This window comes from Saccharicrinis carchari, from assembly GCF_900182605.1.
Taxonomy (GTDB): domain Bacteria; phylum Bacteroidota; class Bacteroidia; order Bacteroidales; family Marinilabiliaceae; genus Saccharicrinis; species Saccharicrinis carchari.
The window spans coordinates 1-17,806 of record NZ_FXTB01000004.1 but is presented as its reverse complement, the minus strand read 5'-3'; the positions used below and the strand labels follow the sequence as shown (position 1 = coordinate 17,806).

Genomic DNA, 17,806 nt, shown 5'->3' with positions numbered 1-17,806 from the left:
ATTCCATTACCGATAAAAAAAATAAAAAAGCTCACAACAGAATAAATTAAAATAAGTATTAATGGCCAACTGCGGAAAGGAAATATTATTTGGGCGCGAGGGAACGGAACAACAGCAACGTTATATCCAGGCGTTGGATCCGGCTTCGGTAAAGCTCAACGACTTTGAACTGAAAGAGTGGATGCAGTTTGCATATGGTTTTGCATCCCATGTAAATTATTTTGCAAGCACGGACGAGAAAGTTGTCAGTGGAAATTGGGAGGATTTTTTTAAATCGGAACCGGAACTGGACGCCTTTCTTGCCAAGGTACAGCAAGGCAATGAGCTTACGCCCCACCTGGCCTTGTATGTTTGTTTCATCCAATTATTACAGATAACAAAACGTAGGTTCAACCAACTTACCCTTCGGCATTTGGATTTTTATTACAAGCAAGTTCTAAAAATTCAAAAATTACCTCCCTCTCCCGATAGCGTCCATATCCTCTTTGAATTGGCCAAAAATGCCGTTTCCGAAAAAATTTCGGACGAAACGGAGCTTGACGCCGGAAAAGATGCCGATGGCGATAAACTGATTTACCGTACATCTGAAGAACTTATTGCAAACAAAACCCAGGTCGCCCAACTCAAAAGCGTTTACAACGATCATGATTCCGCTAAATTAAAGGCGGCAGATGTGGCCGATTCATACGATGGCAAGGGCGACGATTTTCCTGACGACGAGGTGAAGTGGTGGCCGTTCGGATATTATAAAAAAGAGGTTGAGGGTATTAAAAACGATTATCCCGAATTGCCGGATGCACAAATTGGCTTTGCCCTGTCCGGAGAAATACTGGAGTTAAAGGAAGGCGTACGAAACGTGATGATCACCGCAGACTTTACTACTGCCCCCGACGCTTCCTATACTTCGGTACAACTAAACAACAACCTTGAGATTTATTGTTCGGGCGAAAAAGGCTGGCTGGGCCCTTTCCCGGTACTAAACATGCCCGGGTTCACTTCAGGCTTAAATGCGGGCACAAAAAAACTACAGTTCGCATTTCAAATACCCAAAGATGAAGAGCCCGTAGTAAAATACGATGCGACGGTGCATCCGCAGAGCTATGGTACAGACTTTCCGGTTTGTCGTATCCGTTTTAAAACTGAAAATTCAGAAGCACATGCTTTATACCGCAATATTGTTGAGAAGGAGTTAGCTACATTGCAAGTGAATGTTGATGTGCGCCAGATAAAAGGAATCTCCCTTTACAACGACATAGGCACCATAAATGCCGACAAACCTTTTTATCCCTTTGGTACCCAGCCCGTAAAAAAATCGAAGTTTTATATGGATTATCCCGAATTGTTCAAAAAAAATTGGAATGATTTAAAAGTAGATATCGAATGGAAAAACACGCCCGACAGTTTTAAGCAATGGTATCTGGCCTATCGTAGCTCTTTTATCACACAAATAAGCCCCTACGGATATTTGGACGGGATTTTTGATTTGGCTATCAATTTAGAAGCACAGAAAAAGATGGCCATTGACAAAGAAGCTGAGTTAGCGCAGAATACACTTAAAATTATTCAAAACCCTACGGAAACCGATTTGATTGTAGAGGGCGACGATCATTTTGCAGCAGCCGTTGAAATCAACAACAAGGAAGATTGGGATACGGTGAGCGGACTGGACACCATTACCCTATTCGAAAAGGACGGTGATATATTTGAAACAAGTTTTACGGTAAATAGGGCTGCCACGTGGGAGGAAGATAAAAATGGCCCGGTGCGGCTATCCCTGAACCAGACTTTTCTGCACGAAATGTTTCCGCGTATCTATGCCCTGGCCATGAGCAGCGATAACGACAGCGTCCTCATTCCCAACGAGCCTTACACCCCTTTTATCGAAGAGATAAGCCTGGACTACAAGGCTTCGGCACAAATTAAGGTTTCAGGGGCTAAGTATGATTTCAATGCGTTTTCGCTTTTTCACGAGCATCCCTTTGGACAATCGGAAGAAAACTTAGACCTGAAAACACAAAATGGTTTATTAGATGAAGGTGAAGACCCTGTTTTAAACCTTGTTCCCACCTATTGCAAAGGGGGCGAACTATATATTGGCTTACAAGATGCACTGCCTAAGCAAACCATTTCGCTGTTGATACAAGTACTGGAAGGAAGCGAGAACCCGGAAGCAGACTCCTTTGTGGGGAAACAAAAAGTAGAGTGGCATGTATTGCGCAACAACGAGTGGATGGAGTTGGATACCCATTATATGATCACCAACGAAATAGATAATTTTCTGAAATCGGGCATCGTTAAATTTTCCATTCCCAAAGAAGCCAACAATAACAATACTTTATTGCCCACAGGTTATGTATGGGTTAAAGCCAAAATTCACAAAAGCTACGATGCGGTAAGTAAAGTTATCGGTATCCATGCCCAGGCTGTTGAAGCACAGTTTGAAAATGACAATAATAACCTGCAACACCTGGAAAACGGTTTGCCTGCCCAAACCATATCCAAACTCATAAACCGTATTCCCAAGGTAAAATCACTTTCGCAACCATATAGCTCATTCGATGGAAAACCGGAAGAGTCAAATGCCGATTATTACACCAGGGTCAGTGAACGGTTAAGGCATAAAAACAGGGCAATTTGCGTGTGGGATTATGAGCACCTGGTGTTGCAGAATTTCCCGGAAATTCATAAAGTAAAATGTTTGAGCCATACCAGTACGCTTATAACGGGCAATAAGCGGGTTACCAAATACCTGGCTCCCGGAAGCGTGGTGGTAGTGGTGATACCCGACATTGTGAATAAAAACGTGTTCGATATTTATCAGCCCAGGGTTAGTAAGGCCACGCTCAACAAAATCCGTGATTTCCTGAAAAAGCTGGTGTCCCCTTTAATTCAGATCGAAGTGATAAACACCGAATACGAAGAACTTACCGTTGAACTGAAAGTCAAATTTTATAAAGGTTACGACGAAGTTTACTATAAAACTGTTTTGGAGCAAGACTTAACCAAATTGCTATCGCCCTGGGCTTTCGATGCAGCCTCTACTTTGCAATTCGGCATCACGCTGCATAAAAGTGTTGTGATCAACTATGCCGAGAAACTGGAATACGTGGATTTTGTGACCGATGTCAAACTGCATCAGAAAAATGCCGCTACCAAAGTGGTGGCCGAAGTAAATGAAGCCATTCCCTCAAGTCCCGAGGTAATTTTAGTATCGGCCAAAACCCATCTGATCGATACCAACATCAACGATTGCACGAATACTAATCCGGAACCTGCTGAAGTATGTCAGACGTAAGCAAGCATATTACCATCCCCAACGATGTTGCCTACGGCAACGATTTGGATTACCTATTTCTAAAGGAGAAAGGTCTGCAATATATCGAAGAGCTCTCGGGCAAGGTATGGACCGATTATAACACGCACGACCCGGGCATCACCATGCTCGAAATGTTGTGTTATGCCATTACCGATCTGGCCTCGCGCATCGATATGCCCATTGAAAACATCCTGACCCCCGAAAAGGATGGCTCCCTCGAAGACCAGTTTTTTAAGGCCTTGCAGATATTGCCGGGCAAGCCTGTAACAGAAAACGATTACCGGAAGTTGTTTATCGACATTGACGGGGTTAAAAACTGTTGGCTGCAAAAATTTAAGAAAACGGTATATGTGGATTGCAAAAACGATTTGTTATCCTATGATGCTAAGGATTTTGATGCGACAGATAAACAAGCTAAAAGTGAATTCGACTTGAATGGCCTATATACCATCCTAATTGATTTTAATGAGCTTAGCGATGATGACTTCCCTTCCGACACCGACAAAGAAGCCGAAATTGAGCGGATAAAAAACGAAATAGTAAAGTGCTACCATAAAAACCGGAATCTATGCGAAGATTTAGTGCAGGTAAGCCGGGTGGAAACCCAAGCCGTTAAGGTTTGTGCGAGCATAGAACTGGATCAGGAGGCCGACGAGGAGTTGGTACATGCCCGGATATTGCGAATCATCGATAAATACTTTTCGCCCGACCTGTGGTTTTACTCGCTGCAGCAGATGTTCAATAAAGGTTACACCTCCGATCAAATATTCGAAGGCCCCGTACTTAAAAACGGCTTTATCGATCCCGTGGAATTGGAAAATGCCATCCTGAGGTCCGAAGTGCGATTGTCCGACATTATCCGCCTTATAATGAATATCGACGGAGTTAAGGTGGTTAAGGATATTTCTATCAACGATTGCACCAACCCCGTAGCTGAAGATAAGGATGTATGGCTGCTTTGTATCGATGAAGGCAAGAAACCCACTTTGTGCGATAAGAGTGCCTTCAGTTATTATAAAGGTGTTTTGCCGGTAAATGTAAATGAAAAAACGGTAAAAAAACACCTCGAACAATTAGAGGCCAGGGAAGTGGAAAAACAGGAGCTGGCCAAAATAGGGCAGGAAATTCAAATTCCTGAAGGCGAGTATATGAAAACAGGGGTAAGCACCACCGTACAAAACGATTTTCCCGAAACTTATGGAATCGGCCAGATAGGTCTGCCCCCACGATCAACGGTGGCACGAAAGGCTCAGGCTAAACAATTAAAAGGGTACCTGCTCTTTTTCGATCAGGTTTTTGCCACGTATTTTGCACATCTCGATAAAGTAAAGGATTTGCTGTCGGTAGATCAGAAACTGACAAACACTTATTTTACCCAGGCCGTAAACGATGTAAAAGGTTTTGAATACCTGGTGAACGATTATCCCATCGACGACGATGAAGAGCTGACAAAAAAACTGTTATCGGATTTGGATGACCATATCGCCCGGAAAAATGAGCTCCTCGATCATCTGATAGCCCGTTTTGCCGAAAAATTTAGTGAGTTTTCGTTTCTGATGAAGGAACTATATGGCGATTATGCAGCGGAGGCCATAGTGAAGGCAAAAGAAGTTTTTCTTTCAGAGTATGGCGAAATAGAGGATGATACCGGTACCATAGTCAATAAGGGAATCAGTAATTGGAGAGGCAGCGCATTTAATTATTTCGAGCAACCGGCATCGCAATTGTGGGACACCGATAACATAGCCGGTGCGCAAAAGCGGATAGCCCGTTTGTGCGGCATGAAAAACTTTAATCGGCGCAATCTCTCCGAGTCTTATGTCGAGGTGTACGACTACATCAACTCCGATGGCGAAAAAGTGTACCGTTGGCGAATTACAACAAGCGACGGTATTAAAATTTTATCGGCTACGGATGATTATAAAACAGCCCGTGCAGCGGTAGATGAGCTATATCTATCGGTGGTACGGGTAATGGAAACTGCGGAGAAGACTATTGAAGAGGCTTTTAAAAGCGAGGTGACAGATGGGGAAGAAATTGGTAATTTTAAAATTCAGATATCGCCCGAGGGTATGTACTCGTTTGATGTGATTAACCATGAAGCCGACCCCGACAGTAGCGATTGGATTATTGCCCGCCAGTTTTTGTATTACACCAAACAGCGAATGCTAAAAAAGGCATTGCTCAAAATCATCCGCTTCCTGACCACCGATTTTACCGAGGAGGGAATGTTTATCATGGAGCATATCCTGCTGCGGCCCGATGTAAACCAAAACACGGTTCCCCTGGAACAGTTTATGCCCGTTTGCACCGATAATTGCGAGAGCTGCCATCCCCTGGATCCTTATTCCTATCGCGTTACGGTGGTTTTGCCCGGCTGGACTTACCGTTTTGGGAATCATGATTTCAGGAATTTTATGGAGGACTTGATAAGGAAAGAGTTGCCTGCCCATGTGCTGGCCAGGATATGCTGGATAGGGCATAGAACCAACAGCGTGCCTGATGCCGAAAACGAGATGCTCCTTTTTGAGGAGGCGTACAAAGCGTTTTTACTGGTAAAATCAGGTTTGGGCCAAAAACAGGACGAAGAAAAATTGAAAACATTCATAGATATACTTACCGAACTACATTCAATTTATCCTTCGGGTAAACTGATTGATTGCGACGATGAAAAGGATGAGCAGGAAGGCAAAATCATTTTAGGCCGTACGAATATTGGAAACCTTTAATTGAAAAAGTTATGGCATCGAAATTAACAGAAATAACCACTAAATATCATACGTTTGTCGATAACCAGGTTTTAACCAAGGACCAGTTAAACGAGTTTGTTAGCTATTTTGACGACCAGAACAGGCTCACAAGGGTTTTTTTATACGGCGTAGGTGTGATATGCGGCTTCAAGCTGCTGAAAAAAGCAAACGCCGTTGTAGTTGCGCCCGGTGTTGGTGTTACCACCGATGGCGATTTGCTGCAACTAAAAACGGCTATTCCCGGTTCGGAGTTGAAAAAGCTCGAAACAGAACCGATAGAATACCTGTATTATAAGAACTATACCGACGATTTGGCCAATTATGGACACTTCCGCAAACAAGTGGGTGGGTCATCGCAGGTGATGGAGCTTTTGGAGCTTTTCCCCGAACAGGTGGAAAATTCCAAACCCTTGAATACAATAACCAACCTGAACGATAAGGTGGTATTGCTCTATCTGGAGTCGTTTGCAAAAGAAGGGGAACTTTGTACAACTATCGATTGCGATAACCAGGGGACAGAACAAGTTAACCGTTTAAAGGTATTGCTGGTTTCAAAAAACGATGCCGAATTAATAGCCAAACGGGATACCATCTTTAGCGCTTTTAATGTGTTCGACTCCTATTTTGCCCTGCCGGAAGTATCTGTAAGAAGAGTCGTGTTAAACCAATTGAACACCGCCAAATACGAAGAGTTAAAAAGGGCCTATTACGATGCGGTAAACAGCGATAGCTTGCTGGCAAACCTTACGAAGGGGATCAGCCGTATCATTCAAAATTTCGATGACATCCTACAATTAGATATTTCCGCATCGCGTCTGAACACCTCATTGACAAGGCTAAAAGATATCTTCAACTTCAGTGCCTATGCGGTACCTTTCAATATTCAGTATTGCTACGATTTTTTAAAGGATGTGGTGGATACCTACAACGAGATAAAAGCGCTCCTTTTGGATTTGAAAGGACTCTGCCTCCCTAATATTAGCGCATTCCCCAGGCATCTCATGTTGGGCCTTATCAGCGAAATAAATACCGAACCTAAACATTTAAGGCATGGCTTTTATAAATCGCCTGCCATAAGTTGCGGGATGGATAAATTACAGCATTGTAAAAGTCTGATTGATAGATTATTTATATTGATAGACCTGTTTGAAACTAAAATGGGAGAAATTAAGATAACCCCCTCGAACCAATTAACCGTTTTGGGCTTGCGGGCTGTTCCCTATTATTACAATGTGAAAAACGACCTGCTCAAATCGTGGAATTATTCAAAGTCCACCAAAAATGAAGAAAAGTATAATTTAAGTTACCACACTCCCAGCCTCTCGGGCGATGCCCATGTGCAAGAGCCGTTGGCTTTCAATATCGATAAGTTCGACTTTTTCAGGATCGCGGGACACCAAGGTAAAGACTATCGCGATGTGTTGGAAACATTGGACAAGTTAAAAATAAAATACGGGCTTGCTTTTGATGTAAAGGCATTGGCGGTAAATCTTAGTAACGAAACCCTGGATATTGATGATTACGAATGCGAATTTGAAGACCTAAAAGTGATGCTGAAAGCCTGGACGGCCGAGCAGGATTGCATTTTGGCTCAGGTGGCCAGTTTCTTTTCGAGTTTCAGCACCAAAGAGCCGGGTAAAAATGTGAAAGAGGAGGAACTGGTACTGACACACAGGACCAAGTCAAACTTCTCATCGGCATCCGGTAAAAACCTGAAATCCGCAGCCGCAAAAAGCGAGACGTCTTATGTTACAGTAAATAAATTGTATCAGCCTGTTTACACCAAAAGCAATGTGGTATCCGACAATATGAGCACAGCACAAGACACGCTGGGTATTGAAATGAAAGCGGCCATTGAAGAAAACAAAGGCGGTTCGGTTCACGATATTGTTGCGGGTACAAGAGAAAAATTAGTGGATAAGGTAAACACCGAAGAGTGGAACGCCGATCCGGATATGAAAATATTTGTGGTGGATAAGGGTGTGGAATTGATGGCTTACACACATGTGCTTACACAACGGATGCCTACGGAAGTGGCCGTTGTGGATACCGTGAAGGTTAACGATTACAAATTGACCCTCGCCGAACTGTGCGACCTGGTACAGAAAATGAAAGGGGCATACCAGTCCGTTCAGCTGTCAGTAGCGCTAAGGGCCTTTATGGGCTTGCTGATAAACCAACTGTCAACGGTATGCTGTTCGGGTAAAAAACTGGAGATATTATTGGATGAGGTAAATAAGCGCAAAGACAAAGTCCTGCTACAATTACAACTTTCCAAATTTATAGAGAAGCACCCCGGAGCCGAACACCTGGCCGGAGTTAAACCGGGCGGAACCTTTATCCTGGTATATAAAAACAAAGAGAAGGATGTTGAGCTGCAACAAAACCCCAATGCAAAGGAACTTACCATAGCCGATAGCTTTAACAAAGCAACCGAGTCGCTGGCTAAAGATATTTTAAATTTGAGCAAATATAGTACTGCTGAACGAAACCTCTTAACGAACAGGGTCAACCAACTGTTTAAACTGGAAGAAAGTTTAAGCCTTGCCACAGAATTAAATGCATCGGACGAATTTGTGAAAACACCGGATATCCCGGCCAACACGGTGGTTGCCGATTTTTCTTTGCCTTACCTGTGCTGTTCCGATTGTGCTCCTATCAATTATATCATTGCCAAGCCGCCGGTAACCTTGCGTCTGGAAAAAGATACCTATTGCCTGGGTACGGATACACAACCCGTGTTGTTCGAGAAATCGCCGGCCGATGGTGTGGTCAAGTCGGATCCCGAAACGGAAGGTATCACCATCGAAGAAAACAGGTTGGTATTCTCACCGGCCCTGTTCCCCGAAGATTTGTTTGGACAGGCCATTCGCTTTACCGTTAATGATCAGGTTACGGATGCCGAGATTAAAGTTTACAAGGGTATTAAAGTGGACTTTAATGTTCCGGAATCACCTACGAATCAAACTACCATTACCTTTGTTGCCACCGGTGATGTGGAAGCCGTACGGTTTTTATGGGATTTTGGAGATGGAGAAACATCTACCGACCGTAGCCCTACGCATACCTATAAGCTTCCGGTAAATGATGACAATAAAGTAACTGTAAGGCTTACTGCCACTGCCCGGAATGAGGTTTGTACAGCAAGTGCTCAGCACCCCATTCAGTTTGTGGCCATACCTGCCGATATTGACCTGGATCAAAAAGAATATTGCGAAAATGATGAAAGTGAGTATCCCTTCATCATTACGCCCGACGGTGCAAGCGTTGAAATAAAAGGCCCCGGAGTACGGCAGAACGCCGCCGGAAATTATTTCTTCGTTCCTGCCGTTGCCAATCCCGGAACACATACGTTTACGCTGAACGGAGAGGCAAATGACTTGTCGGTTATTGTACAAGCCGCGCCTATTGCAAGTTTCAGTGGCCAACAGCTAGGCGATCAGTTGATATTGACCAATAACTCGGTGAATGCAAATGCGTTTACCTGGAGCATCAACAGCCAAAAAATTGAGCAAAACAATACGCAGCCTTATGTGATTGACTTAACCCCTAGCAGTCCAACCGCCTGGGCGGTTCGTCTTGAGGCCAGGGGTGCGGCGGTGTGCCCACCACACCTGAGCAGGCTAAGAACTTTTAATACCAAGTACTCCGAAGAACCGGCCAGTAGCTGCATCGAAGAAACCAAAGAGGCCATTATTGCCGATCATAGAATCCTGAATGCCATTAAACATGAGGATAACAAGGCGGTAGATGCTGTCTGGAAGCAAACCGCACAGATATATGGCGGCACCACCGAATTTAAGGAAGGTGTACTTGATGATGTGGATCGATTCCTGGCGGGAAGCAGGAATGACCGTTTGGATGAGATGTTCACCAAGCTGCTGCGGCAAACGGCAGAAATGATGATGGAACTGACCGGTCAGGAAGATATTATCCCCCGACTTGTCCAGTTGTTCGAACTGCAATTAAGACTGTTATACCATGTCTTAGGCTGTCAGCCCGGCGAAGTCATCAATGAACACCAGGATGTTTTGGCCAGCATGCTCGATCAAATCATCGAATTGCTCGGACTGCTTCAGCAATATCCGGATGTTATCTATAGCGAGCGGATGAAAAAGTTTATTGCTGATTACCAGAACCGCGTTGCTGATGTTGAACTCCTAAAAGCACATGTCGAAAAAATTATCAGCGATAAGTTGATTTAGCCCCAAATAGACTAAATGGAGTAATCACGACAAGGAAATTACCCCAAAAGTCTACCTGTACGGCTATGGTCGACAGGCGGGCAACCCGGGGTATGAAATACCTGCAAATCCTACGCAGGCAGTCGGCTTCCTGTCCAGCGACAGACGGGTAGCCGTAATTGTAAACTAAAATCCAAATCGCCTATAAAAGTCACGGCTAAAGCCAATTATCCAGATGTACTACTGGTTCAAATTGGCTTTACTCACAACTATTAAACCTTGACCCATTCCAATCATATCGTCCATAAGGTATTTGTTGAAGTAAATACAGCCAACGAGGAAACGGCCTATTCATTTAAAGATAACATCAGCACGTTTTTAAAGGAGAATATTTTTCCCTGTGTAGAAAAGCTATTGGAAAAATACGATAAGGGCCAGATACTTCGTTATGATAAGATAAACCTGGAACTTAACGTGAAAGACTGGGGAAATCCGGAGGTGATAGTGTTTGCGTTGGAGAAGCAACTATCGGAAAAACTAAAAAACACGGGTGATCTTACTTCAGAAGGGGCAGCAGTCAATTATCCACCAAAGCAAATTGAAGAGGAAAATAAACTTGAATCTACTTTTTTGTTCTTTCTGGAGCATGGATACCTGCCGTGGTACGGAAAGGAAGAATTTATCCATCAAATCTCGCTTCCCGAGGCTTGGAGCATATACCTGCAAAAAGCCACCTTTGGGCAAGCATTAAGCCAAAGGCTACGGAGCGACCATAGCAGCCTTAACCGTTTTATCTATCAGCTCTCATCCCAACCCGTTATTTCTTTTATTGCTGCTTTGGGCATCTTCAATTCAGCAGGGGAGGAGCTTTTAAATTCCCATATACACAAACTCTCTCGCAGGCATAAAACCTTATTGCTACGATATCTTTTGAAAGCGGCCCTGTTTACCGAAAAAGAAAGTTGGATACAGGATTTTTATCAGTTGTACCGGTTCCGTGCACAAACTAAAAAGGGTTCTAAAAATACCGTTGCTCTTGATATAGCCGACATTAAAGATCTTCTTGACGAAACATTAAACCCGGAAGCGAAGGAAAGAATATTTCTTAAACCTGAAAGGGAGTTTTTAAAAACGAAAGGTTTTGATGCCTACCCAAAAGCCAGATCAAAAATATCTGCCGACTATACATCCTTAGAGATAGTCGATACGAAAAATGAAGATGCCCCATTTTTGGGTAGGCATGAGGATGAAATATACGTACGCAATGCAGGGCTTATACTAATCCATCCTTTTATAAAAGCATTCTTCAAAAATACAAAATTCCTGGACAGCACCGGAAATATTAAATCTGACTGTCTTTTTCAGGCTGTTCAGGCATTGCATTATTTGGCCACGGGTATTGATGAATATTTTGAAGCCAACCTGCTGCTCGAAAAGTATTTATGTGGTGTATCCTTAAAAACACCCATCCCGCGAGAAAGCCTGATAGACGGAAAAATTAAAACCGAGGGAGAAGTACTGCTGAATGAGGTGATCAAAAACTGGCCGGCATTGAAAAACACCAAACCCGATGGATTGAGACAGATGTTTATTCATCGCGACGGAAAACTCATAAAAACAAAGGACGGGTATAAGTTAATTGTTGAGCGTAAAGCACAAGACGTGCTGTTGGACAAATTGCCATGGGGAATTTCCCTTGTAAAATTACCGTGGAAAGATGAGTTGTTGTTTGTAGAATGGTAACCGGCATGGCTACCCAAAAGCACAACATTTTTTTTGCATTAGGCTCTTAAAAAGCAACTAACGCCAATGCCGTCGAAATGTCGGCACAGGCTATGTTAACGATAATTTGTTAGCAACAATTTTAATTTTGGAAGATGTTCGATGCATGTGCGACCGGCCTCCTGAAAAATATTATTTGGCTCAAAGCGCTGCCTTAGCAAGACCGGGAAGCTCCGAACATGTTCGGAGATCACCCGGCCGCGCTTAGGTAGTGCAAAGTGACAGATGATGTTTTTCGGACAGTCGGCGGTCTTTTTGCCTACTTTTTTGACTGTAGAAAAAAGTAGGAGCACCTCCGGCTTTAGGAGGGTGAAGAGGGTTACATAAGTAAAAAGGTTTCAAGTGATTGATTACTCTAATAATTCAGCCGTACCCGTTCCCCGTAGGGTTTTTGCCGCCGCGGGAAACTTAGGCTCTTACTCCCTAACCTGACCCATTCAGAAAAGTATCAAGTATCAAGACACAAGTATCATTTAAACATGAAAACAAGGTTTAAAAATAACTTATATAGGGATAGGGCAAGTCGTCCTTTCTTTACAAAGAATTCGGAACCCGGTTTCTTTAAAGCCCAGCCTAAGCTAAACATCGGGCAACAAGGGGATAGATATGAGCAGGAAGCGGATCGTGTGGCCGATAAAGTAGTTGCAGGCAGCAAGAACAATGCGTTCAATTTTAGCCGGGGAAATTTTATTCAGAACAAAGAACTGCTTCAGGAAAAGCCTTTGGGTAAAAGCATTACCCCCTTTGTACAAAAGCAAGTTGAGGAAGAGTCGGCCTTCGCTAAAACTATGGTGGGCAAGGAAGAAATGGTTCAAGCACAAGTTGAGGAGGAGGAAGAGATGCTGCAAACCCAACCGCTAGAGGAGGAAGAAGAGATCCAGGCACAATCCATAGAGGAGGAAGAAGAAGTGCAGGCACAATCCATAGAAGAAGAGGAAGAAATACAGGCGCAGTTTGAAAATGAGCCCGCCTTCGCTAAAGCTATGGCGGGCAAGGGAAAAGCAGTCCAATCGAAAACAGCAGGTGAAGTAAAGCCAAATCCAATTGTTGAAACCACGATACAGGCCAGTAAGGGTGGGGGCAATAAAATGGATGCCGCAACAAAAATGGAAATGGAGCAAAGCTTTGGAGCAGATTTCAGCAAGGTGAATGTGCATACCGACACTAACGCCGTTCAAATGAGCAAGCAATTGAGTGCACAGGCTTTTACCCTTGGTAATGACATATACTTCAATGAGGGAAAATACAACCCTAAATCGACGGATGGCAAACATTTACTGGCCCATGAGCTGACCCATACCATACAACAAACGGGCAGGATACAAAAACGAGAGACATACAATCCTGAGGAAAACTTACAATCGAATAGGTTTGGCGGCCATCCTCGTTTAGAGCGCGTTTACGATAACAAAGAACTTCTTTTTAATGGGCTCGCAAACGATGCCGTTGCCATAGTTCAAAGAGCCCTGATGGCCTTTGGGTATCCGCTCGAAAAATATAAGGACGACGGGATATTCGGTGGCGAAACGGAAAAAGCGGTACGTGATTTCCAAGCCGATCTTGGCGCATTAATGATTGACGGAATCATAGGGCCAGAAACCATGCGACTGCTCGACCGGGAAGCCGTAAAGATGGAAAAAGATAAAGAGGAGGAAAATATCGACGAGGCTGAAAAAACAATTCTCGAAAAGGTTGAAGAGGAATTAAAGAAAGGGAGTGGAGATAAACGCGCGGAATATGCACTTTGTATTTTACAATTGCACAAAATTCATCGCGAGGGTGGTGAAATTTTTGATAAATATATGGGGCCACAGGTAATGTTGGGCTATATTGAGAACGACCGGGGCAACCGGTCGGGAAACTCTTTTAAGCACCCAAATGATGTTCCGCAAAGTTCATCCTTTGTTACTCTGGATCGCGCTATCGTAAAAAATGCAGCTACCTATACCCATAATCTGCTTAGCGAAGCCAATAGCATTTTGGAAGGAATCAACCTGGTGGGGGAAAAAAACCGCAACAAAAAATATAGATTACTTTATGGAGCCACGTTAGATTTCTTATATAAATACCTAAAAACAAGGATGAATGATGTAAATGATATTTACGCATGCTTTAAGTAGCCCGAGGTGGCAAGACACCTTGTACCTATAATTAAAAAAAAATAATAGGATAAACCACATGTTTACTTCACAAAATAAATTAGTAGAATCTCATTCTTCGTCAAGTGCGAATAATCATCATGCGCCTTTTATCCAACCTCGTTTACAAGTCGGACAGCCCAACCACAAGTACGAAGTGGAGGCAGAGCACGTGGCCGATACGCTTGCGGGAGGGATGCACTCCACTGATTCTTTTTTTAATACATCTTTCTTTTCTAAGTCCACAGATCAAATTTCGACAGTACAAACTTTGCCTGAGCGTGAGCAGCAAGAAGAAGATGAAGTCCAGGAAAAGCCTTTGAGAGAAGCAGGAACTCCTACCATACAAAGCAGCTCCGGCGACGATCAACCACAGGCCCAGTGCGAAGAATGCGAAGAGGAGGACGGATTTTTGCAGGCCAAAGCTACCGAGGGTACAAGCCTTGCCCCAAGTATCGAAGCCCGCTTAAGCAATAGTAGCGGTAGCTACCTGGATACGCCCATCCGGCATGAAATGGAAGCCGGCTTCGGTACCGATTTCAGCAAGGTTAAAGTGTATGCAGATTCCGAAGCGATTCAAATGAATCATGAACTCTATGCGCAAGCTTTTAGCCATGGCAGCGACATCTACTTTAACGAAGGGAAATATAAGCCGAATTCCCGGGAGGGGAAACATTTGTTGGCACACGAATTAACCCATACCATTCAGCAAGGTGCGAATGTTCAGCCAATGATTCAAAAGAATGGTGACGAAACTGCCGAAGAATCCTCTTCGGGAAGTAGCACACCATTGGCAGATTTGATTGGAGGAATCGTGCGAGATCAACTTTCAAATTCCAGCATGAAGAGACATCTGAGTAGCCTTGGCACTGCACTTCAGAGCCTCGCTGTTGAAAGTGCCACAGGCGAAGGGGATCAACCCGCCACAAGTACCGAACGCTTGGCAGCGCTCGGTATTTCCGGTGCTTTTGAAACCACATCAGCCGCTATTCTTCGCGATCCGGAGTTTGCCGCATTACGCCAACAAATAATCAATATTATTGGTGGAAGTGATGAAGCGGCATTTATTGCAGCACTCGCAGCAGGAATAGCTGCTGTATTGGCTGATGTTCCACTAAGCGCTTCACCCTCACAAGATCTAGGTGCTGGCTTTAGCGTTGGCGGTTCTTTCGATCTCGGGTCTATTCAAAGTTTGCAATTTAACGAGGTACAGCTTTATGCACAATATGCAAGCGATTATTTCCGAACTCGGATAACAGGAACGCTTAGCAGGGATGACGATACCGAAGAGTTTTCAGGATCTGGGACAGGCGAAGTTAGGATCGGCAACGATATTAGCCATTTAATGGGTAGGGTAACAATTAATTCTGATGGAGAGGTTGTGTTTGTGGGTCGATTATCAGCCGGCCATCAGTTTGGGGGAAGTGATAGGCTTGTATTAACGACAGACCTTACGCACTCTTTTGCTTCTGGGGAAACAATTATTCAACCCGGTGTGAGTGGTAGGTTTAACCTGGGTTCTGATCAAAGTCTGCGCGTTGGATCATCTCTTTCAATATCCACGGACAGTGGCTTAACCGGAGTTACTGGTTTTGTCGAATATAACGCGAGGTTCTTACAATTACGGATTGAAGGAAATATGACTGGAATAAGCGAAGAAGGCGGATTGATTCCTGGTGGAGATACGCGGGTTCAAGGAATGCTTACTATTCCTTTTGGGTTATAATTTTGCAGGACAAATGAATTTGCATGAGCGCGAACACTTGGCTGCTTTTGGTCGTTTCATCTGCACCATAAGTTTCTCAGCATAGAATTTGGGGGATTGGCTTAGGGAAAAGAATTGGGCGAATTTGGCTCGAGGTGCCAGGTTACGGCTACAAGAAAAATAAATACGACCTGAAATTGAAATCGGCTTATGAAAAAATATTTCAATTAAAAACCTTAGATTTATGGCAGACGAAAATTCACTAAATGGGGTCTGGTCTTTTTTAAAAGAAACCATTAAACAGCGTCTGGCACACGAGCTAAGGGGAGAGCCTATTGAGCATTTAAACCTGAACCTCGAATCGGATAAGTCGCATCTGGAGCAATTTATTACAGCGCGAAAATTGACCGATGAGGAAGTGGTTTTTCTGTTGTTGGCCATGGTTCCGCACGTGATGCCCGACTTTCTTACCAACATTATTGCAAGATTTTTGCCTAATGGCGGAGAATTTCCGGCATTCGGCGGTGTCAAGGGCAAAAACCATCGCGGCATCCTGCCAACCGGCGAAACAGTATTGTACATCCTTGCCGGAAACGATATCGGGAAGAGGATTGAAGTGTCTAAGCTTTTCGATGAATCCCATCTTTTTGCCCGCAAAAATATACTTGGCATAGAACAGGTAAATTCCGGCGAGCCTAAAATGAGCGGGCGCTTGATTATGGATGAGGAGTACGTTGATCTGTTTACCTCCGGAAAGATATCCAAACCCAAACTGAGCAGCAGTTTCCCGGCCCAACTGATCACCACACAATTGGAATGGGACGACCTGGTGCTGAGCAAAAAAACCTTGTCCGAAATAAAGGAGATAGAAACCTGGCTAAAGTTCAACCATAGGCTCATGGGCGATTGGGGCATGGAGGGCAGGATAAAACCCGGTTATCGCGTGCTGTTCCACGGGCCGGCCGGAACGGGAAAAACCATGACGGCCAGCCTCCTCGGGAAATACACCGGACGTGACGTTTTCCGTATCGACCTCTCCCTGGTGGTCTCGAAATACATTGGTGAAACGGAAAAAAACCTCTCCCGGCTGTTCGATAAAGCCGACCATAAAAACTGGATACTGTTTTTCGACGAGGCGGATTCTATTTTCGGAAAGCGCACCGATGTGCGCGATGCCCACGACAAATATGCCAATCAGGAAGTGTCGTATCTGCTCCAGCGTATCGAGAATTTTGGCGGTCTGGTCATTCTGGCATCCAACATGAAATCGAATATCGACACGGCTTTTGTACGACGCTTCAACAGTATGATAGAATTTGAAAACCCTAAGGTGGGCGAACGCCTGCGGCTCTGGCAGAACTACCTTCCCAAGTCCGTTACGCTCCATAATGACATCTCCCTTAAAGAAGTGGCACGCAATTACGAACTCAGCGGTGCCAATATCGTCAACATTATCCAATATGCTTGTCTGCAAACGATTGAAAAACAATCCCGAACTATTACTTACCAGGATTTGATCAAAGGAATACAAAAGGAATACAAAAAAGAGGGAAAAATGATAAGTAGTTGATGAGTAAGTTGCTGTGGTCGTATGGCCAAAGCATATTTATAATGGTACAGGATTACAGCGCATTCCATTGTTGTTTAATAAGTTTAAAATAATACCCCTAATAAAACTTCATTCGCTTCTTACTTATCAAAATACCTGTTAAAATCCCCCTAAAGAAGGATAGATTTTAGCAAATTTATTCAATAAATTTATTTACTGATTCATACTGGGCTCCTTCTAAAAAATGATTATAGCGAAGTTGTATTTATTGGGATAGTAATTTTTACGTAACCCTTCAACGAAGTACATCTTGTTTAAGATTCGATAAGCAATTTACTTTGTAAGCTAATTTTAAAATTTACAGCTATGCAAGAGAAAATGT

At 43.7% G+C, this 17,806-nt stretch carries 7 protein-coding genes; all 7 read left to right on the top strand.

Features of this window, described 5'->3' with window-relative positions:
- Positions 1-61 precede the first annotated feature (61 nt).
- Positions 62-3,295: a baseplate J/gp47 family protein gene (locus FN809_RS08920; protein ID WP_142533175.1), complete on the top strand. Its 3,234-nt coding sequence runs from the start codon at positions 62-64 to the stop codon at positions 3,293-3,295.
- Positions 3,283-6,045 (top strand): hypothetical protein, encoded by a 2,763-nt coding sequence (locus FN809_RS08915; RefSeq protein ID WP_142533174.1) that lies wholly within the window; start codon positions 3,283-3,285, stop codon positions 6,043-6,045. The genes FN809_RS08920 and FN809_RS08915 overlap by 13 nt, the downstream gene beginning before the upstream one ends.
- 11 nt (positions 6,046-6,056) lie before the next feature.
- Positions 6,057-10,271: a PKD domain-containing protein gene (locus FN809_RS08910; protein ID WP_142533173.1), complete on the top strand. Its 4,215-nt coding sequence runs from the start codon at positions 6,057-6,059 to the stop codon at positions 10,269-10,271.
- 258 nt (positions 10,272-10,529) lie between these two features.
- Positions 10,530-11,993, top strand: a complete 1,464-nt coding sequence (locus FN809_RS08905; RefSeq protein WP_142533172.1) for a contractile injection system tape measure protein — start codon at positions 10,530-10,532, stop codon at positions 11,991-11,993.
- Positions 11,994-12,511: 518 nt separating this feature from the next.
- Entirely contained in the window at positions 12,512-14,152 is a 1,641-nt protein-coding gene (locus FN809_RS08900) for an eCIS core domain-containing protein (RefSeq protein WP_142533171.1), read from the top strand.
- Positions 14,153-14,210: 58 nt separating this feature from the next.
- Entirely contained in the window at positions 14,211-15,896 is a 1,686-nt protein-coding gene (locus FN809_RS08895; protein ID WP_142533170.1) for an eCIS core domain-containing protein, read from the top strand.
- 223 nt (positions 15,897-16,119) lie between these two features.
- A complete protein-coding gene (locus tag FN809_RS08890) occupies positions 16,120-17,445 on the top strand; it encodes an ATP-binding protein (RefSeq protein WP_142533169.1) in 1,326 nt (441 codons plus the stop codon).
- Positions 17,446-17,806: the final 361 nt, after the last annotated feature.

Bases quoted from the DNA above. Each gene is read 5' to 3' on its own strand.
- FN809_RS08920 (WP_142533175.1), top strand. From the start codon at position 62: ATGGCCAACTGCGGAAAGGAAATATTATTTGGGCGCGAGGGAACGGAA.
- FN809_RS08890 (WP_142533169.1), top strand. From the start codon at position 16,120: ATGGCAGACGAAAATTCACTAAATGGGGTCTGGTCTTTTTTAAAAGAA.
- FN809_RS08895 (WP_142533170.1), top strand. From the start codon at position 14,211: ATGTTTACTTCACAAAATAAATTAGTAGAATCTCATTCTTCGTCAAGT.
- FN809_RS08900 (WP_142533171.1), top strand. From the start codon at position 12,512: ATGAAAACAAGGTTTAAAAATAACTTATATAGGGATAGGGCAAGTCGT.
- FN809_RS08910 (WP_142533173.1), top strand. From the start codon at position 6,057: ATGGCATCGAAATTAACAGAAATAACCACTAAATATCATACGTTTGTC.
- FN809_RS08915 (WP_142533174.1), top strand. From the start codon at position 3,283: ATGTCAGACGTAAGCAAGCATATTACCATCCCCAACGATGTTGCCTAC.